The organism is Actinomadura sp. 7K507 (genome assembly GCF_004348425.1).
GTDB lineage: Bacteria > Actinomycetota > Actinomycetes > Streptosporangiales > Streptosporangiaceae > Spirillospora.
Genome location: NZ_SMKK01000001.1, coordinates 21136 through 41036, shown reverse-complemented (window position 1 = coordinate 41036; position 19901 = coordinate 21136). Strand labels below are relative to the sequence as shown.

14 protein-coding genes are annotated in these 19901 nt (G+C 69.3%); 2 read left to right on the top strand and 12 right to left on the bottom strand.

The annotated features are described in order from the left end of the window. Nucleotides 1–341: 341 nt before the first annotated feature. The 6 genes from E1285_RS00150 to E1285_RS00125 all read right to left on the bottom strand — a co-directional run bounded on the left by E1285_RS00150 (nucleotide 342) and on the right by E1285_RS00125 (nucleotide 7735). Nucleotides 342–533: a hypothetical protein gene (locus E1285_RS00150; protein WP_132146132.1), complete on the bottom strand. Its 192-nt coding sequence runs from the start codon at nucleotides 531–533 to the stop codon at nucleotides 342–344. Then, nucleotides 530–1183: a hypothetical protein gene (locus tag E1285_RS00145; protein ID WP_132146129.1), complete on the bottom strand. Its 654-nt coding sequence runs from the start codon at nucleotides 1181–1183 to the stop codon at nucleotides 530–532. Before E1285_RS00145 ends, E1285_RS00150 begins: the two co-directional genes overlap by 4 nt. Nucleotides 1184–1465: 282 nt before the next feature. Continuing rightward, nucleotides 1466–1804: a hydroxyisourate hydrolase gene (locus E1285_RS00140; protein ID WP_132146126.1), complete on the bottom strand. Its 339-nt coding sequence runs from the start codon at nucleotides 1802–1804 to the stop codon at nucleotides 1466–1468. Nucleotides 1805–2054: 250 nt separating this feature from the next. Then, nucleotides 2055–5117: a BTAD domain-containing putative transcriptional regulator gene (locus E1285_RS00135; RefSeq protein ID WP_165966398.1), complete on the bottom strand. Its 3063-nt coding sequence runs from the start codon at nucleotides 5115–5117 to the stop codon at nucleotides 2055–2057. Nucleotides 5118–5407: 290 nt separating this feature from the next. Then, entirely contained in the window at nucleotides 5408–5773 is a 366-nt protein-coding gene (locus E1285_RS00130; RefSeq protein WP_132146120.1) for a hypothetical protein, read from the bottom strand. A gap of 288 nt (nucleotides 5774–6061) precedes the next feature. Further along, entirely contained in the window at nucleotides 6062–7735 is a 1674-nt protein-coding gene (locus E1285_RS00125) for an MFS transporter (RefSeq protein ID WP_243722440.1), read from the bottom strand. A 1061-nt stretch (nucleotides 7736–8796) separates the two neighbouring features. On the opposite strand from E1285_RS00125, the gene E1285_RS00120 reads away from it, so the two are divergent. Continuing rightward, complete coding sequence (locus E1285_RS00120; protein WP_132146114.1) at nucleotides 8797–9708, top strand: sigma-70 family RNA polymerase sigma factor; 912 nt, start codon at nucleotides 8797–8799, stop codon at nucleotides 9706–9708. A gap of 73 nt (nucleotides 9709–9781) precedes the next feature. Here E1285_RS00120 and E1285_RS00115 read toward each other — a convergent pair whose 3' ends face one another. The 4 genes from E1285_RS00115 to E1285_RS48050 all read right to left on the bottom strand — a co-directional run bounded on the left by E1285_RS00115 (nucleotide 9782) and on the right by E1285_RS48050 (nucleotide 14235). Further along, the gene (locus E1285_RS00115; protein WP_207946305.1) at nucleotides 9782–10807 is read right to left on the bottom strand and encodes a BtrH N-terminal domain-containing protein; all 1026 of its coding nucleotides are present in this window, start codon (nucleotides 10805–10807) and stop codon (nucleotides 9782–9784) included. A 703-nt stretch (nucleotides 10808–11510) separates the two neighbouring features. Continuing rightward, on the bottom strand, nucleotides 11511–12869 hold the full coding sequence (locus E1285_RS00110) for a mannitol dehydrogenase family protein (RefSeq protein ID WP_243722439.1): 1359 nt from the start codon (nucleotides 12867–12869) through the stop codon (nucleotides 11511–11513). Continuing rightward, entirely contained in the window at nucleotides 12866–13963 is a 1098-nt protein-coding gene (gene uxaC / locus E1285_RS00105) for a glucuronate isomerase (RefSeq protein ID WP_279509331.1), read from the bottom strand. Before uxaC ends, E1285_RS00110 begins: the two co-directional genes overlap by 4 nt. Beyond that, on the bottom strand, nucleotides 13867–14235 hold the full coding sequence (locus tag E1285_RS48050; protein WP_279509330.1) for a glucuronate isomerase: 369 nt from the start codon (nucleotides 14233–14235) through the stop codon (nucleotides 13867–13869). Before E1285_RS48050 ends, uxaC begins: the two co-directional genes overlap by 97 nt. 100 nt (nucleotides 14236–14335) lie before the next feature. On the opposite strand from E1285_RS48050, the gene E1285_RS00100 reads away from it, so the two are divergent. Further along, nucleotides 14336–15565, top strand: coding sequence for a lactate racemase domain-containing protein (locus tag E1285_RS00100; protein WP_132146108.1), 1230 nt, complete (start codon nucleotides 14336–14338; stop codon nucleotides 15563–15565). Nucleotides 15566–15652: 87 nt separating this feature from the next. On the opposite strand, the gene uidA is transcribed toward E1285_RS00100, so the two are convergent. Together uidA and E1285_RS00090 are read right to left on the bottom strand one after the other, a co-directional pair. Continuing rightward, entirely contained in the window at nucleotides 15653–17443 is a 1791-nt protein-coding gene (uidA, locus tag E1285_RS00095) for a beta-glucuronidase (protein WP_132146105.1), read from the bottom strand. A 129-nt stretch (nucleotides 17444–17572) separates the two neighbouring features. Beyond that, nucleotides 17573–19834, bottom strand: a complete 2262-nt coding sequence (locus E1285_RS00090; protein ID WP_207946303.1) for a glycoside hydrolase family 3 C-terminal domain-containing protein — start codon at nucleotides 19832–19834, stop codon at nucleotides 17573–17575. Nucleotides 19835–19901: the final 67 nt, after the last annotated feature.

The following is a 19901-nucleotide window of genomic DNA, read 5'->3' as shown; positions in this document are numbered from 1 at the left end:
GAGGTCAATAGCCTTGGATGAATCGCCGCCGGCTACGTTCGACGTCTCCGGCGTCAGCGCAGCTCATAGCGGCTTATCGGCATAACCATTCTGCCCGGCGAGCTGCGCCGGCCGGCGGTCGAACCCCATCGAGGGTCGCTCGATCGGTGCCGACGGCGGGACATATGGGGGCGCGAATGACCATCCGGGCCACGAGGCCCCGCGACAGTACGGCGGGTGACGGCCAGAGCCCCCGTCACTCGGGGAGGGCGGGAGTGGGTCATCCGGTCGTCCATACCGCCGAAGAGCGGCGGCAGGGCCCGTGCAACCAAGGGGGGCGGCAGATCGCGGAAACTGCGAACTCAGCGCCTGAGCGGCGTTCGGGCAATCAGTTCGTAGAGCTCGTCAAGGTCGTACTCCGCGCGCCTCGAACTGCCGTAGCGCGTGAGTTTGCCGCGGCTCGCCCACTTCCTGATGGTCGCCACGCCGACGCCGGCGGCGAGCGCCGCGAGTTCGGTCGGCACCGTGGTGCGGCCGCTGGGCACCGGTCTCATGGCGTGCTCCTTCGGGTGATCAGGCCGCTGTCCGGCGACTCCAGCTGCCGCCGGAGATCCAGCCACTGCCGTGGTGCCCAGGTGTGTCCGGCGTCGCAGCGAATCCGCGGTACCGAACCCTGGCCATCGATGCTGGTGGTGGCACGTACCGTTCCGCCGCATCCGGCGATGGTGCACTGACCGAGGTCGATGGTCCGCACCCGCACCGGATTCAGCGCCCGCCCGGCGTTCGCGACGAGGGCGGCGATGTCCGCTGCGAAATCGGCCGCCACCGCGTGGCTGATCAGCCAGTCCAGGTTGGCCTGGAGGAACGAGGTGAGTGTCGTGACATCGGGGCCGCTGAGCCGCGTCGCGCCGCGTTCCGCGATGATCATCTCGCACCATGCGGAGAGCACGCGCATCGTCTCGCTGCGCGAGGCCGAGGCCGCGTCGTCCAGGCAGATCCCTCTCGGCCGCCGGCCGCGCCCGATCCTCATCGGATCCTGGCGAGGTACCTCGAGGTCCTTTTCGCAGGCCCGATAGAGGTGAGGCAGGCTCGTCAGATGCCGGGTCAGCGTGGTCTGGCACGAGACGCAGAGTCGTAGCCCCCGTGAGACCGTCCCCCTGGCCAGTGCCGAGCCGCAACTTCGCACAGCACAGATCTTCTGCATTTGCCAGACCGCCCGTCTCGCTTCTTCTCGCATCGGTCAGCCGTTGGAGTGGTGACCGTACGACGATCGGACAGGGAGGAATCGCGGCGCTATCGTGCGCCTATCGGTGGCCTTTCCAGTGCCTGCGGAAACCGGTAGCCGCAGGTTGGGGCGCCCTCGGGCCGGGGCCAGCGGTGCGTCCGGGGGTCCGATTGATCTGTGTGGGCCGTGGAGCGCAAGTCATCGGGAGACTCGGCTCAGGCGTGATCGACGCACTCGGTCACCGGGCGGCTACCGGCCGGTCTACCGCACGCTCCAGGTGGCGTGCGCGAACGGCGTGATGAACGTACCGATCCGGTAGTTCGACCGCGTGCTGTCGACTCGCACCACGATCGTGACGCTTTTGTAGCCGGCCATCATTCCCTGGCTGGCGAAGTAGGCGTCGACATTGAGTTCCAGAATGTACTGTCCGCTCCAGGAGACCTGTGCCGCGCCGGATGAGTACGTGAAATTTCCGGCTGGGTCGGTTAGCCCGTTCAGATGGCCGGTCAACTCTCCGGCGGGCTGGCCGACAACTGATACCTCGACACCCTCGGCAGGATGGCCGGATACTGCATCAATGATACTGACAGTAATATTCACGGCTAGTTGACTCCAAACTCAAGGGAATTTGGATGGTGTGGATCGGCTGATGTGCGAGCCCGATCCTGGACACCGTCCATTGGCCCTACGGTGTGGAGTCACCGTACCTCGCTGTCGCCTCTATAACGGTATCGCATCCTTATCATGCGATTCTCCGTCAAAATATTGACTGGTATTGCTCAGCTGGAAAGAGGCGTCTTAAGGAGTGCGGAGCGGACGGTTTCGGCGGGCGCGGCCTGCCCGGCGCCGGTCAACCCCGCAGAGACCGCCCTGGGCGGCCGAGGTCCTGCTCCGGAGCCAACGCGCCGACTTGGGACGTTCCATTCCGGGAATGCGGCAGTGCCTGCGCGAGTGACCTGGTGATCTGCCCGGCGAGGACGGCATCGGTGCCGCGTGCCAGTTCCGCTGCCGCCTCCCAGGCGTCCACCGCTTCGCAGGACCTGCCGGCCCGGTCGTGAATGCGGCCGAACAGTTCGAGCGCCCTGGCATACCAAACGCCTTTGGTGCCGTGCTCGCGGAACACGGCAATGGCCTCCTCGACCCGAGCCAGCGCCGGCTGCGCTTCGTCTTTCGCGAAGTGGAGTTCGGCGAACCCGAGCAGTGCGCGGCCCTGGCACAGCCGGTTTCCCGTGGGCCCAGCCAAGTCGTAAGCGCCACTGAACGCGGATTCAGCGCACGCGAAGTCTCCGAGCATGCATATTGCGTTTCCCAGAGAGGTCAACGTGTTCACCTGGCCGATGACATCGCCGGTCTCCCGGTTGAAGCGCAGCACCGAGGAGAGTGTGTCCGCCGCCAATGCCGCGAGCCCCCTGCGCAACTGAAGTTCGGCTAGGGCGTACTCGACCTGGGTCTTAAGCCAGGAAGTGCCGAACTCATTGGCGATCAAGAACGCTTCGTCGAGCAGGCGCCCTGCGGCTACGAATTCACGTCGGTCGGCACTGATCTGCGCCATGCTGGTGAGCGTGTACGCCTCGCCGGCCAGGTCTTCGATCTCGCGGGAAATGGTGAGCGCCTGCCGGTAGCGCGCCAACGCCGTGTCGTAGTCGCCGCTGAGAGCATCGACGAGTGCCAGGCCGCGGAGCGCCAGCGACCGGCCCCGCTGGTCGCCTATCTCAGTGAAGATCGTCAATGATCGCTCGAAGCAACCGCTCGCGGGGGCAATGTGCACGCCTGTTTCCAACGTACCGAGGGAATACAGGAGCATGGCCTCGCCGCGCCTGTTGCCGGTTCGCCGAACGACACTGAGCGCGCACGAGTACGAGTCGTGCCAGTCGTCGCCGCTGAGACTGAACTCGAACGCTGTCACGGCGGTGCCCGCGAGATCCCAGCACAGTTCGTCGTTGCCGATCTGCGCAGCTTGGAGTATGGCGGTGACCAGGGAGTTTCGCTCCATCCTGAACCATTCGGCAGGGTCTTGCAGGACCATGCCGTGCTCGGGGAGCGGCCAGTGCTCGGCGGTCCCGTGGAGTATCGCGAAGTCGCTGCCGTAGATACGGCGACGAGCCGTGGTCGCGATGAACAGCCAGCAGCTCACCAGGCGCCGCATGGCATCGAGCCGGTCGGCCGTCGATTCGTCGGCCGAACAGCGCTCCGCCGCGTAGATCCGTACCAGGTCATGGAGCCGGAACCGGACGACGCCGTCCCCCGTGACCGTGGGCTCCACCAGATGCACCGACACGAGCTGCTGGAACAGATACTCCGCGTAGGCGATGTCCGTGTCGAGCAGAGGGACGCCTACCCAGAACGCGAAATCGGTCGTGCCGACCAGGCTCAACCGCCTGAGCAGCCGCTGCGCCGCTTCGTCGAGGAGGTCGTACGCCATCGCGATGGTGGCGCGGACACTGGCTCCCTCGAAGGAGAGTTCGTCCAGTCGCCGTGTCTCGTCCCGGAGCTGGCCGACCATGTGGGAGATCGGCCAGTGCGGCCGGGCGCGGAGCTTCGCCGACACGATGCGCAGGGCCATCGGTATCCCCTCGCAGAGCCGGAACAGTTCCCGTGCGGCTTCCGGTTCGGCGTTCATCCGGCGGTCGCCGATCAAGGTCATCAGCAGGTCGTTCGCGGTCGGCTCGTCCAGCGGCCCCACCTGGATCTGATGGACGCCTTCCAGGTGGCTGATGTGCTGTCCGCAGGTGACGATCGCGGCACAGCCGTGGGTCCCTGGAAGGAACGGGGTGATGTCGTCGCGGTAGAAGGCTCCGTCGATGACCACGAGCACGCGGAGGCCGGCGAGTACGCTCCGGTACATCGCGATACGGCCTTCCAGGTCGGGCGGTATCGTGTCCGAATGCAGCCTGAGTGACCGCAACAGCTGTTCGACGAGCGATGCGCTGCCGTCCGGCACCCTCGGGCGGAGCTGCAAGAACAGCTGACCGTCGGGAAAGTCCGAGCTGAGCAGATGCGCGGCGCGGACGGCGAGCGCCGTCTTCCCCACCCCGCCACGACCGGTGAGCACGACCACCGGCACGTCGGGTGGGTCATCGCTCGCACAGTTGCCGGTGACGGCGTCCAGCACCTCGCCGAGGACCTCCTCGCGACCGCCGAAGTCGGCGATGGTCCTTGGCAGCTGACGAGGGACGGGCGTGACGGCCGCGGGGCCGGCCAGGCCGGCGGAGGGTTGCGGAGCCGGTAGGTCGATCTGTGCGTCGCGGCTGAGTATCGCCTGTTCGAGGCGGCACAGTTCGGCGCAGGGATCGATGCCCAGCTCGTCCCGCAGCACGCTGCGTCCGATGCGGAAGGTCTCGAGTGCGTCCGCCTGCCGGCCCGCTCGGTACAGCGCCAGGATGAGCTGGCCGCGAAGGTGTTCGTTCAGCGGATGCTCCGCGACGAGTTCCGTCAGCTCGCCGATGAGCTCGTGGTGCCGGCCGAGCCGCAGCTCGTGTTCCAGACAATCCTGGTAGGTCGATATCCGCCACTCGTTGAGCCTCGTCGCCGCGCTCTGGATGGCCTCTCTCTGTAAACCCTCCAGCGCGGGCCCGCGCCAGAGCGCGAGGGCCTCGCGGAAGTCACCGACCGCTTCGGCGAAGCGCTGCTCGCCGGCCGCTCTCGAAGCCCTGGTCGTCAGCTCCTCGAAGCGCACGAGGTCGATCGCCTCCGCGGGGGTCTTGATCAGGTAGCCGGGAGGCCGTGTCACGATGACCGACTCGCCGAGAAGCCTGCGCAGCGCTGAGATCGTGATCTGTACCTGGCTCTTCGCGGTTCGGGGCGGATCGCCGTCCCACAGCGCGTCCATTATGCGCTCCACCGAAACGACATGGCCCGCTTCGAGAAGTAGAAGCGCCAGCGTAATCTGCTGGCGAGAAGCCGCGATGGTCACTGGACTATCATTTAGTGTGACTTCCAAGGGACCAAGCAACTTGAACTTCATGACCCCACCAGGGTGCTCGCTGTAGTCGGCAACGAGTACGGCTATCGGGCGGACCGGCCCGGCCCGGCGCTCCACGTTCTTCCTTGTCCGCCGCAGCCGCAGGCCCCCACCCGGTCCAATGAAAGGATAAGGCGGAGTTTGGCTTAAGTCAATTGTATTACCGAATGTAGCAACTCGTCACTTTCGGTTAGTCTATTCTTGGCCGCGGGGGATTTCGAGTTGCTGATCGATCATATGTTTCAAACTTGTAATCTGGTTGAGCGGTCATTGATTTCCAGGGTTTCGCTGTACTTGCTCACCCGGCCAGATGGCCCCTGAAGTGGGCCGATGGCCGTCGCAGGCATGCCGATCCGGAGCATTGGATGCGCCCGGCGGTAGTGGAGATGAAGTCGTGAACCATGAATCGGAGGTGCTCTGGCGCGCCCCACATAAGGATTGAGGTCCTGCCGGAACTTGCCGACCGGCAGGCCGGCCGAGACCGAGGTCAACCCGGTCAGTGGTGGTGTGGACCAGGCCATGGAAAGCATGTCGGTGGCTTTGGCGGTTGGTGCCCGGTGGAGATTACATTGAATCCATTCATCCTCGAAGTACTTGGAGGGTGGCATACGTGATGCCGCACTCCCGGTGATCAAACCGGCTCGACGGCAAATCGAGAAATGTGCAGTCCAGAGTGGGAGGCCGGGAAATTTCGCAACCTACCCCCAAGCTGCGACAATGTCCATATCAAGAAGTGGCTAAATTTGTTAACCCGGATCGTCGACGTTGAAGATCCCGACGAAAGCAAGCCGCCGCCCTGGAAGAGGATCTCCTCCAAGGCGGCGGCGATGGACGCCCGTTCAGCGCCTGCTGGTCACAGGGAGCGGATCGGGCACATCATGATCGGATTCGGCCGATCACGTCGGAACCTGCGCGCTCTCGCGCTCCGACCGGACTTCGGCATCGAAGTCCCGGGGGCGGGCCTTGCGCGGCAACCCGAACATTCCGATGAAGACGAGGACCAGGATGCCGACCGCGTACCACAGCGTGATGGAGAAGGTCCGGGAGAAGTTGTGCGCGGTGGCCTCTTCTCCGGCACTGGCCATCGCCTCCTGTAGCGCGGCGGGCGCACCCGGTTGCGGCTGGCAGCTCTCGGGCACGTGGGTCGGATCGCCAGCCGCCGAACGCTCACGGACACAGGCACGGAAGCCGTCGAGGATCCGACTCTGCTCCTGCGCCGGAACCCCTGCCGCGGTGAGCTGCTGGGTCAGAGCCGGCGTGGCCTTCTCCACGCCCCGTGCGGAGTCCTGGTCCAGCTGGTGGAAGAAGAGCACGCCCACCAGCGCGACCCCGAGTGCCCAGCCGACCTGCTGAGTCGTGTTGAGCAGCCCGGAGGCGGATCCCGCGTCGTGCCGGTCCACACCCGTCAGGATGACGTCGACGATAGGTGCGATCACCAGGCCGAAACCGAAGCCCGCGAGGACGAGCGGACCCGCCATGTCCCAGGTACCGATCTCGGGACCGTGGTGGTTCGCGGCCACGGCGTACCAGCCGAATCCGGCGGCGTTGAACAGCGCACCGGCCATCAGTACCTTGCGGCCGAACCGGGGGGTGAGGAGTTCCACCGAAAGACCCGAGCCGGCGCCCGCACCGACCGCGAAGATCGCGGCGGTCATCCCGGCGTGCAGGGCCGTCCAGCCGAGACCCAGCTGCATGTAGAAGGTCCAGACGAGGAAGAAGCCTCCGAGCGAGATCCAGAAGATCAGGTAGGCCACCATGCCCGTGCTGAACGCCTGGACACGGAACAGGCCCAGCACCACGAGCGGCGACCCGACCGTCCTGGTGCGCCGCCGTTCGTAGGCGGTGAACAGACCGAGCACCAGCAAGGAACCCACCATCATCGCGAAGGTCCAGGCGGGCCAGCCGTGGTCACGGCCCTTGATCAGCGGGTAGATCATGAGCGCGATGCCGCTCACGGCGAGCACCATGCCGACGAGGTCCAGTTTGGGAGCCGTCAGGGAGCGCGACTCCTGGACGACGAAGTATCCGGCGACCACCGCCGCGAGCCCGACCGGCAGGTTGATCAGGAAGATGGCGCGCCATCCCAGCCCGAACAGGTCCCACTCCACCAGCAGGCCGCCGACGATCACGCCGGCGACGGACGCGAATCCGAGGACCGAGCCCCAGATGCCGAGTACCTTGCCGCGTTCCCCGGGCGGGAAGGTGACGTGGATGATCGCGAGCACCTGCGGGACCATCAGCCCGGCCATGGCTCCCTGGGCGATCCGCCCGGCGATGAGCATTTCCGCGTTGACGGCGATGCCGCAGAACAGGGACGCGGCGGTGAAGCCCACGACCCCCAGAAGGAAGATCTTCTTGCGCCCGAAGATGTCGCCGAGCCGGCCACCGGTGACCAGGAGCCCCGCGAAGCCGATCACATAGCCCGCCACGACCCATTCGATCTGGGAGTACTCGGCTTCGAGGTCACGCAGCATGCTCGGGACCGCGACATTGACGATCGTCACGTCGAGCATGTCCATGAAGCCTGCGCCCAGGAGGATGACGAGGGCGAGCCATCGCCGCGGGGCCAACTCCTGCGTTTCCCCGTTCTCCGTCCCTGTCGGCCCTTGACCGGCAGGGTCCGGATGACCGCGTTCGTCGTATGCCATGAGGTGCCTACCTCCAGTCGATCTCGAGAGGCGGATGCGTCGGCCCCTCATAGCCAAGACGAACCGTCGCGGCAAAACCTGACCGTGAGCCACTCGGGTTCCGGGACGCGTGGCCGGGAGACCCCTCCGAGCGGCCGGGAGCATCACACCCGGCCGGCTTGCGTGGCGGGCGCCCGGTCAGGGACGTCGAGCCGGGCAGGCCGCTGGTAGACGGCATGGGGCGGGCCACACCGGTGCCGTTCCTTCGGGCCGAGTTTTCCTCAGAGCCGGAGAAGTGACGCCGACCAACTGACCCGGGATAGACCACTATCGCGGCGACGTTCGGGCCGTACCGCACCGGCCCGTCCACTCCCGCCGGGTCACCAGAGATGGTCACCCAACCAGTCACCCTCGGATTCACATTCTTGTCGGCCTCCGTTTCCTCGGCTCGAACCATATGGTGGAGCAATAGGAGTGGATCGGGTTCTGAGCCGAGTAACCCCATCGTGGAGCGGGGGTGCACGACGAATCCTGCGACCAGCGTTCTCGGAAAGTCACCGATTGACGGGGTCGCGGCATGTCCGAAGGGTGGTCGGCAACGCCGCGTCCTGCGGCGCTGAGCAGGTCGTGGGTGAGGGCGGCGGGGTGCCTGCCGTGTGTTTCATGTGAACCTGCGCAGATGGTCATGCCGCCGCCCCTCGGAAACGCCCAGTCCAAACCCCGGTCCGCCGGAAGTTCCGCTGCCGCCCTCCAGCGCCTACCGGGCGCGTCACCAGATCATCTACACTGCGGACCGTGAAGCTCACGCCCGCTGAAGAGGGTTCACCCGGTGAACGAATCGTGGCCGAAGCCGGTGGATCTGGCGTCCCTCTTTTGATCGCACCCGCCTGAGCGTTGGTCGCGTGTCAACCGTTTCCGCTGCCAGCACTAAACCCGTGGTACGGGACAGGTGAACCGCGCCTGACCTCCATCGAGGTGACCGACTCGACTATGGAAGGTGATTGATGGACAGTCAGGCGGAACTGGCCCAGCAATTCGACCGCTCTCGCAAGCATTTGAGCGCGGTGGCCTTCCGTATGCTCGGCTCGGTGCACGAGGCCGACGATGCGGTGCAGGAGGTCTGGTTGCGAGCCAGCCGCTCCTACTCGAGCGAGGTCATCAGCGTCCCGGGCTGGCTGACCACGATCGCCGGTCGTGTCTGTCTCGACATGCTGCGCTCGCGCCGACGCCGCGGCGAGGAGTTCACCGACACCGTCACCCTGGCCGAGCTCGGCCCCGAGGACCGCCGCGCCGGCGCGGCCAATCCCGAGGACGAGGCGATGCTGATCGAGTCCGTCGGGCTCGCCATGATCGTGGTCCTCGACGAACTCGGCCCCGCCGAGCGCGTCGCCTTCGTCCTGCACGACCTGTTCGGTGTCCCTTTCGCCGAGATCGGGGAGATCGTCGAGCGGTCACCGACCGCCGCGATGAAGCTGGCGAGCCGCGCGCGGCACCGGGTACGCGGTACGGCCAAAGTGCCGGCGGCCGACCTCGCCAGGCAGCGGAAGGTCGTGGCGGCCTTCCTGGCGGCGTCGCGGGCCGGTGATCTGCGTGCCCTCCTCGCGGTGCTGGCCCCCGACGTCACACGCCGGGCGGACCACAGCGTGCTCCGAGCGGGCGCGGAGCCCGTCATCAACGGCGCCGGCCGTGTCGCCGAAGACGCGCTCTTCTACTACACCCTCGCGCAGTCCGCCCACCTGGCCTTGGTGAACGGCGGTGTCGGCGTCGTCATCGCACCCCGCGGGCGGCTCCTGGCGGTCATCGAACTCGCCATCGACGGCGATCACATCACCGAGCTCGACATCATCGGTGACCAGGCGAGGCTCAGGGAAGTAGAGGTGAACTGCCCCGAGTTCGGTGAAGACTCCCCGGAGTGACGCTGAGACCGGCCACGCCGGCGCCGACAGATCCAGCTGCGCGGGGGTGGATGCCCCACGCCGCTGCGGCCCGTCAAAGCTTCACGGCTGCTTCGGCGAGGGCTTGGGCGGCCAGTTCCTCCAAAGAGGGGAGGGGCTCGGCGGCGTCGGGGAGGTCGGACGGATCGGAGACGGTGGCAAGTCGTGTCCAGGCTCGGGCGCAGGCGTCGTAGGCGTCGCCGGCGGCGGCGAAGGCAGTGTCGCCCGAGAGGGCGGCGACGCGGTGGCAGAAGGCGGCCTGCAGGCGGCGGAAGAGGCCGCCGCCGGTGCCCGCCTTCTCGATAAAGATCCACAGGGCGCGCAGGGTGGTGGACAACTCCTCGGGTTCGAGCCGGTCGGGCCAGGCCGTGACGTCGGCGGCGAAGCGCCGAACGCCGTCGAGGCCGTAGTAGATGTCGACGTCCTCGGGAATGATCGGGTCGGCGGGACGGTCGCCGGTGCGCAGAGCGGTCACGGCGGTCCCCGCGGCGTCCCTGGCGGCGGGCAGCAGGGCGGGCAACTCGGTGGGGAAGTTCAGGGGAAATGTCGCGTGCCGGTTGGGTGCGGGGAAGCCCATGGAGTCGCGCGCTCTGGCGAGGGTCTGGAGCGGCACGCTCTGGATGTCCGCGCGGTCGTTGTCGGCGATGAACGCGATGCCCGCGTCCAGGTCATACCCGGTGATCACGACGTCGTGGAAGGTGTTGGACATGGTGACCCGCAGGTACGGCAGTTCGCTGATGTCCGCCCACGCGAGCACGGGACGCCCGGCATCGAGCTGGGCCGCGAGTTGCGCCCAGCCCTCTTCGGGATCATCGGTCTGGACGGCGTCGAACCCGATGCCGAGCCGGGCGCACAGGTCCCGTTCCAGGGACAGGTGCCGCCCCTGGAGATAGAACGGCGGCGAAAGCCATGGTGTGACGAAATACTGGAAGTCCAGGCCGGCGGCCAGCCCGAAGACAAGGCCCTCGTCGGGCGGTCCGTCCCAGCCGAGACCCGCCCATTCCAGGAGGTCACGTAGCGATGCGGAGCCGCAATGCCCGCCGGACCTGTGAGGATAGCCATCGATCACCGCACGCCGCACGCACATCCCCAATCAAGCGTTTGGTTGCCAAGCTAGCAACCGATCGCACCCGGCGAGGCACCCTGACCGGATGAGGTCGGCGGCCGCACCGATCTCCGGAGTGAGGTGGCGACCGGCGCCGAACCTGGCGGGAGGACGGGCTCGCGTGAGACAGGAGAAAGGATCGGGTGTTAGGTGACTGCGGACCTTCGATCCGCCTGCGAGGAAGCTCGCATCGCTTTGGGTGGTTATGTGAGCGAATTTCTTGAGGAGTTCGTTCATATGACGGGCTCGGAAAACCATTGTCGGATCGTGCTGGCAAAAAACGCCGGAACGGAAGAGGTGACCACCCGAAGCAGGTATACGGCGCCGAGTCGTCCCACGAGCGGCTCTCCCGGATTGCCAACCCATGTGATGGCATGTGCTGCGGGCAGGGCGGCGGGTGCCCGGCACCCGACGGTGCCGACGATCGTCCAGGTCCAGAGGGCGATCTGCCGTCGACCGTGCTGCCGCATTGCTTGCTGCCTAATCGTGAGCGTCTGCTCCGCGTCCTGCGTCGTCCTCCGCAGAGGGCCACTGAACAGCAGACCGCGCCTAGCGCGAGGAAGGGCCGGACGGGCGTATCGCTGTTGACGCGCGGCGGCCGCGGCGACGTCCGGCGCCTGTGCGGGCATGCCCAGCTAGGAGCGCGGCCTCGGCATCGCCGCCGGGTGTCCAGCCCCCGTCACGCTCGCCGGAGTTCGCCCGCCTGCACGACGATCGCGTCCAGCAGGCGGGCGTCGCCGGCCAGGGCCGGGTCGATACGGGACAGGACGCCTCGCGCCCCGTCCCGCAGAGAACCGGCCGCGGACGGGGCGGCGCCGTCCCGCACGCGGAGATCGGTGTCGCGCAGGCAGAGCAGCCAGGCCGTGATCACCCGGACCGCGCCGGGGGGCGGCGCGCCGTTCCACCGCGCGGCGCGGAGCGCGGGAAGGATGCGGTCGGGCACCTTGCTCGACCCGTCCTCGGCGATCTTCGCGAGGGCGTGCGCGATCCGCGGGTTGGCGAACCGGTCCAGCAGCGCGGCCCGGTAGGCGGCCAGGTCGTGGCGGGGGAAGTCCAGAGCGGCCGAGGCCTCGTCCCACCACTCGGTGAGCCACGCCCGGCACAGCGGGTCGGCCACGGCCTCGGCGACGGTGATGTGCCCGCGCAGCCGGCCGGCGTAGGCGAGCAGCGAGTGGCCGCCGTTGAGCAGCCACAGTTTGCGCCGTTCGTAGGGGGTGATGTCGGTGACGAAGCGGGCGCCGGCGTCCTCCCAGCGTGGTCGGCCGGCGGGGAAGTCGCCGCACAGCACCCACTCGGCGAACGGCTCGGCCACCACGGGGGCGGCGTCGGCCCGCCCCGTGGCGGCTGCCACCGCGGCCGGCGTCTCGTCGGCCGTCCACGGGGTGATGCGGTCGGCGACGGTGTCGACGTACGAGGCGCCTGCCGCCGCCCGTTCCCAGTTCGCGCCGACGGCCCCGGCGAGCTCCCGGACGACGCGCGCGGTCGCCGCGCCGTTGCCCGGCACGTTGTCGCACGGCACGATCGCGACCGGCCCGTGCCCGGCCCGCCGCCGCGCCGCGAGCCCGGCCAGCAGCCGTGCCGCCGCGGTCGTGACCGGGGTCTCGGGGCCGGCGCGGAGCGCGGCGATGTCGGCCCGGACGGCGGGTGCCGCGACGTCCAGGCCGCCCCCCGGCTCCCGGGTGTAACCGGCTTCGGTCACCGTCAGCGTGACGACCGCCAGGCCGGGGTCCCGCCAGTACTCCAGCCATGCGCCGTGGTCGCCGCCGGGGTGTGCCGCCGAGAGCGACCCGATCCGCTCGAAGCGGTCACCGTCCGGGCCGCGCGCGACCAGCGTGTACAGCCCGTCCTGGGCGTTCAGCCGCTCCGCGATCCGCGTGCTGCGGCCGGTGAATGCGGCGATGCCCCACCGTTCGGCGTCCGGCGCGTGCTCGGTGTACCAGGCCTGGTGGGCGCGGAAGAAGCCGCCCAGCCCCAGGTGGAGCATCCGCACCGGGGCCGCGGGGCGGCCTTCGCGGGCACGGTTCAGCGATGGTGTCACAGCTTGAACGCCCTTCGCGGGTTGACGGTGACGAGCTCCACCGCCGTCTCGAACGCCTCGTCCTCGGCCATCCGGTGCTCGGCCACCAGCTCGGCGAGGAAGCCGCAGTCCAGCCGGCGGGACATGTCGTGCCGGGCGGGGATGGAGCAGAAGGCGCGGGTGTCGTCGATGAAGCCGGTGGTGCGGGAGAACCCCGCCGTCTCGGTGACCGCCCGCCGGAACCGGCGGATCGCGTCGGGCGCGTCGAGGAACCACCAGGGCGCGCCCGCGTAGACCGACGGGTAGAAACCGGCGAGCGGTGCGATCTCCCGCGAGAACACGGTCTCGTCCATGGTGAACAGCGCGAGCTGGAACCCGCCGGCCGTTCCGTACCGCTCCAGCAGCGGGCGCAGCGCGTCGGTGAACTCGGCCCGCAGCGGTATGTCGTGGCCGGTGTCGGGGCCGTGGCGCCGCAGAGTGGGCGGGTGGTGGTTGCGGCGCACCGCCGGGTGCAGCGTCATCACCAGGCCGTCCTCGGACGACATCCGGCCCATCTCCAGCAGCATGTGCCGCCGGAACGCGACGGTCTCCGCCTCCGTCGCCGTCCCGGCCAGCGCGGCGCGGTAGATGCGGGCGGCCTCCGGCTCTGGCAGCGGGTCGGTCCGCACGTCCGCGTGGCTGTGGTCGGCGGACGTCGCGCCGTGCTCGATGAAATGGCGGCGCCGCGCCTCCAGCGCCCGGACGTACCCGCCGTAGCCGGACGTGTCGGTGTCGGCGGCCTCGCCGAGCCGCGCCACCGCCTTGTCCCAGCCGTCCTGGCCGGGCTCCAGGTACCGGTCGGGACGGAACGTCGGGACGACCCGTGCCGTCCAGCCCGGATCGTCGGCGAGGGTCCGGTGCGCGGCCAGATCGTCGCAGGGATCGTCGGTGGTGGCCAGCACGTCGATGCCGAAGCGCCGGAACAGCGCCCGCGGCCGGAACGCCGGATCCGCGAGCCGCTCGGCGACCTGGTCGTAGATCAGGTCGGCGGTGCCGGGCCCGGGACGCTCCGCGACGCCGAAGATCTCGCCCAGCTCCGCGTCCAGCCAGTGGCGGACCGGCGTCCCCCGGAACACCGTCCAGTGCTCGCACAGCCGCCGCCACGCCAGCCGCGACGCCGTCTCGGGACGCCGGCGGCGTGCAGCAACCGGGTGACGTAGTGGTCCGGCGAGATCAGCAGGCCCGCCGGGTCGCCGAACGGCTCGTCCTCGACCAGCAGCCGCGCGTCGACGTGGCCGTGCGGCGACAGGATCGGCAGGTCCCGGACGGTCTCGTAGAGCCTCCGCGCCAGGGCCCGCACGCCGGGGTCGGCGGGCAGGAGCCGGTCGGGATGCAGATGGGTCGGCATGTGCCGCATGCTCGCCGCAGTGCCGATACCGGGGCAACGGGTTGCCATGTGTTGCCGTAGCGGCTTGCCGCGCCGGCGGCGGCCGTGGTCGCCTGACGTCATGACGAGCCGGATCGGCGGGCCGGGCGCCACCCTCACCGGGGAGCGCGTGCGGGACTTCGTGGCGGAGGCGCTGGCGGGGGAGGACCTCGACGGCCGCAGCGTGTGCCTGGTCGTGCCCGACGGCACCCGCAGCTGCCCGCTGCCCATGCTCCTGTCGGCCGTGCACGCCGCGCTGTACGGGCGCGCGTCCCGGCTGACCGTCCTCGTCGCGCTGGGCACGCACGCCCCGATGAGCGACGCCGCGCTCGCCGCGCACCTCCCCGCGCTCCCCGGCATGACCGTCCGCAACCACGCCTGGTGGGAGCCGTCGACGTTCGCGTCCCTCGGGACGATCGGCGCCGGCCGGGTCGGCGAGCTGTCCGGCGGGCTGCTGCACCGGGCCGTCGACGTGCGGCTCAACCGGGCCGTCGCCGAGCACGACGTCGCGCTGGTGGTCGGGCCGGTGTTCCCGCACGAGGTCGTCGGGTTCTCCGGCGGCAACAAGTACTTCTTCCCCGGTGTCGCGGGCACCGAGATCATCGGCCTGTCGCACTGGCTGGGCGCCCTCATCTCCAGCGCGGACATCATCGGCACGCGCGGCGTCACCCCCGTCCGCGCCCTGATCGACGAGGCCGCCGCGATGATCCCGGCGCGCCGGCTGGCGCTGTGCGCGGTGGTCGGATCCGGGGCCGGCGATCTGCACGCGCTGTCGTTCGGAGCCCCCGAGGACGCGTGGGCGGCGGCGGCCGAGGTGTCGGCCGAGGTCCATGTCCGCTATCTGGACGCGCCGGTCCGGCGGGTCCTGTCGGTGATGCCGGAAAAGTACGACGACATGTGGACGGCCGCGAAGGGGTTCTACAAGGTCGAGCCGATCGTCGCGGACGGCGGCGAGGTCGTCCTGTACGCGCCGCACGTCCGGACGGTCTCCGCGATGCATCCCGAGATCGAGGAGATCGGCTACCACTGCCGGGACTACTTCACGAAGCAGTGGGACCGGTTCGAGCACCTCCACTGGGGCGTCCTCGCGCACTCCACCCATTTGCGGGGCGCGGGCACGTACGACGAGGAGCACGGCGAACGGTGCCGGGTCGCCGTCACCCTCGCCACGGGCATCCCCGAGGACGTCGTGGGCCGCGTGAACCTCGGGCACCTCGACCCCGCCGACGTCGACATCGAGCGGTACGCCGCCGACCCGGACACGCTCGTCGTGCCGCAGGCGGGCGAGGTGCTGTACCGGCTGCGCGACTGACGATCGCCTGGATCGACGCGCCCGCCGGCGCCGCCGGGGACATGCCGCCGGGCGCGTTCGCCCCGGTGGGCGCCGGAACCATCGTGATCACCTCGCCGGCGGTTTCCGGCCGTTCAGTTCCCTCCAGCGCGCCCGGAGCATGTGCGCGGCGCCCTTGGGCCGCCTGTCGCGCGTGAACACGCCCTTCTTGTTGCCGTCCACCCGGTGGATCCCGTTGGACGTGGCGAAGTCGGCGAAGTTCCACACGTGCTCGCCCACGAACGCCTCGAAGCGGTCGAACACGCGATGGTGCATCTCGAGATGGGCCCGCTGGTACTCCTCCGTCCAGGGGACGTCCCACACCGAGTGCAGGCCCGGCATGGTGTCGGCCCCGTACTCGCCCATCATGACGGGCTTGCCGAACTTCTCGATCCAGCCGCGCAGATCGTTCTCCAGGTACTGCTCTGCCGTCTCGAGATCGCCGTTGGCGATGTACCAGCCGTAGTAGCGGTTGACGGTCACGACGTCGAAGAGGTCGGCGATGAGGTCGTTGTCGCCGGTCGCGCCCAGCCAGGCGGTGTGGGTGATCGGGCGGGTCGGGTCGAGCTCGCGGGCCAGCTTCACCAGAGGCTCGAAGTACTCGCGCGCACCCTCCTCGGCGGATGAGGACTCGTTGGCCAGGCACCACATCACGACGCTGGGATGGTTCTTGTCGCGGGCGATCAGTTCCTGCAGGTGCCGGGCGTGGGCTGCCTGTGTGGCCTCGCCGAACGTCTCCGGCGACCATGTGGGGTCGTGGGGACGTCCGGTGAGCCCGCCCTGGACGGCCAGATTGAGCCCGACGGCCGCGGTCTCGTCGATGACGACGATGCCGTGCCGGTCGGCGAACTCCAGCACCTCTTCCGCGTACGGGTAGTGCGAGGTGCGGAACGAGTTCGCACCGATCCACTCCATGAGCTGGGTGTCGTGCACAAGGTAGGCGTCGTCGTGGCCCTTGCCGCGCACGGGCGTGTCCTCGTGCTTGCCGAAACCGGTGAAGTAGAACGGCTCGCCGTTGATCAGGAACTGGGTGCCCCGCACCTCGACCGTCCGGACGCCGAACGGCTCGGTGTAGGAGTCGACTACCTCTCCGTCATGGAGCACCTCTACGACCAGGTCGTACAGGTAGGCCCCACCCGGCCTCCATAGCCGGACGTCCTCGATCCGCACGGTGCCGTTCCCGCCCTGGGCGGCCGCGACCTCGGTGCCGTCGGCTCCGAGCACCTTGACCTGGACCGGTGCGGACGCGCTCGTCTCCACCGTGTAGGCGACCGTTCCGGCGGTCCCCTCGACTCCGGTCGCGATCGTGACGTCCGTGACGTGCACCGGCGGGACGCTGTGGAGCCACACCGAGCGGGCCAGCCCCGCGTAGTTGAAGAAGTCGTGCTTGTACTGCTGCTCGCGGCGACCGCTCCGCGAAATGGTGACGGTGCCGGGCGGGATCGTGACGTTCGTCAGCTCGTTGTTGACCCCGATCGTGAGCCGGAACTCGTCTCCGGCGCTCACCAGGTCGGTGATGTCGGCCTCGAACGGTGTGTAGCCGCCGATGTGCTCGGCGGCGAGGACGCCGTCGGCGTAGACCTTCCCCTCGTGCGTGGCCGCGTCGACCCGGACCATGACGCGCTCGTCCGTCCAGCCGCGCGGCACGCGTACCGTCCGCTGGTACCACACCCACCCCACGTGGTCGCGGATCGCGGGGTCGGTGAACAGATCGTTGTAGCTGGCCGGGACCGCGGCCTCCAGCCGCGTGTCGAGCGGACCGTTCCACGGCTCGGGACCGGCGGCGCCGTCGATGGCGAACCGCCAGATCCCGTCCAGGTTCACCTGTTCGCGCGTGGCCGTGGACCGGGGTTTCAACATCTGATCTGCCTCCTCGGGGTGCCGAGCGCGGCGGCGAGGTCGGCCTTCGCCTCGCCGGCCGCGTCGGGGTCGGTCCAGGACGGCCCGCATCGACTCGTCCCGGATTCTTCTGGCGGCCTGCTTGAATCACTACGCCTTCGGCCCATGGTCGCTCCCGAGGAGCCCGTGGCGTTCCAGGAGCCGCTCCAGTACCTCGGTGGTCAGGTCACGGGCGTGGTACTTGACGAACTGCCGGATCGGCATCGAGGACATCACCCTGAACTCGGGGCTCCGCATGCCCTGCCGTACCGCCTCCTCGCCCCGGCCGGCCGCCAGCTCCCGGATCATGTCCGGGCCCACACCGGGGTGGGTGAGCCAGGCGTCGAGCGACGAGTCGAGCGTCAGGGGGAGGACGACCTGGTCACCGGTGAGCGTCACCGTCGCCTCCGCGACGACGGTGGACGCGTTCTCCCCGATCTGGACGGTGTGATCGCCCGGCGCGACGGCCCATCCGCCGAGGACGACGTCGTAGTACGCGAACGCGCGGCGGTCCAGGGAGAACTCCACGGTCGTCGACTCCCCGGGCTGGAGCGCGACCTTCGAGAACGCCCGCAGCTCGCGCGCGGGCCGGCGGACGGGACCGGCGCCGGTGGCCACGTAGAGCTGCACGACGTGCCTGCCCGCGCGGGCACCGGTGTTGGTCACGGTGACCGAGGCGTCCGCGGTGTCGGTGCCGGTCGCGCTGACGCGCAGGTCGCGCGTCTCGAACGAGGTGTAGGAGAGCCCGTGCCCGAACGGGTACCTGACCGGGACCTCGGCCGTCTCGAAGTACCGGTAGCCCACGAGGACGCCCTCCCCGTACCTGACGTGCCCTTGCTCGCCCGGGAAGTTCATGAAGCTCGGATGGTCCTGCAGCCGCAGCGGAATGCTCTCCGCGAGATGCCCGGACGGGCTGACGACGCCGAACAGGATGTCGGCGATCGCGCGCCCGCCGCCCTGGCCGAGCAGCCACCCCTCGACGATCGCGTCCACCTCGTCGTGCCAGCCCTCGAGGGAGACGACCGCGCCGTTCGACAGGACGACGACGGTGCGGCGGGCCGCCGCCGCGACGGCGCGGATCAGGTCGACCTGCTCGGCGGGGAGGTCGAGCGAGGTGCGGTCGGTGCCCTCCCACTCCTCCTTCTCGGGCAGCCCGGCGAAGACGACGGCGACCTCGGCCGCCCGCGCGGCCCGGACCGCGTCCTCGCGCAACGCGACCGGATCGCCGTCGCCGTCCGGGGAGAAGCCGGGGGAGTACCGCACGGTCGCGTCCCGTTCGGCGGCACGTGCCGCCATCGCGTCGAGCGCCTCGTCGACGCGGGTGGCCTTGACGTTCCCGCTGCCACCGCCTTGGAAGCGCGCCCTGGCCGCGAACTCGCCGATCACCGCGATGGACGAGACCGCTGCGAGCGGCAGAACGTCCCGTTCGTTGCGCAGGAGCACGGCCGACTCGGCGGCGAGTTCGACGGCCAGTTCGTGGTGCGCGTCCAGATCGACGTCGCCCGTCGCGGGCGCCGCCCGCCGGACGAGCGCCGCGACCCGTGCGGCGGCCCGGTCGACGGCCTCCGGTTCCAGGTCGCCCGCCCGGACGGCGGCGACGATCTCCGCGTCGCCGGCGTCGTCCGGGCCGGGCATGGACAGGTCGAGCCCGGCGGCGAGCGAGGCCGCGCGGTCGCCGACCGAGCCCCAGTCGGAGATCACCGCGCCCGTGAACCCCCAATCGTCCCGCAGCACCTCGGTGAGCAGCCAGTGGTTCTCGCAGGCGTGCACGCCGTTGACCCGGTTGTAGGAGGACATGACGGTCGCCGGGCGGGCCTCCCGCACCACGCGTTCGAACGCGGCCAGGTAGATCTCCCGCAGGGTGCGCTCGTCCACGTCCGCGCTGATCCTCTTGCGGTCGGTCTCCTGGTTGTTGGCGGCGAAGTGCTTCACCGACGCGCCCGGCCCCTGCTCCTGCAGCGCCCGGACGTGTGCGGCGGCGAGGACGCCCGTCAGCAGCGGGTCCTCGGAGTAGTACTCGAAGTTCCGGCCGCACAGCGGGGACCGTTTGATGTTGACGCCCGGCCCGAGCGACACGGTGACGCCGAACGCGCGCGCCTCCCGTCCCATCGCCGCGCCGACGCACGCCGCGACGTCCGGATTCCAGCTCGACCCGACGGCGACGGCAGGGGGGAAGCAGGTCGCGGGCAGGGTGTGAAGCGGATCGATGTGCACCGTGGAGTCGCCGGGACGGCGGACGCCGTTCGGGCCGTCGAACAGCGTGATCCCGGGCACACCGGCCTCGTCGACCGCCTTGGTGTGGGTGTAGCTCCGGCCGGAGAGCAGGGCGGCCTTCCGCTCCAGCGGCAGACCGTCCAGTTCGGGGTGCGACACGGGCGGTTCCTCCTGACGGCTCGATGAAGGGAATGATCAGCGGGGGTGTGAAGCCGCGACAACGGGT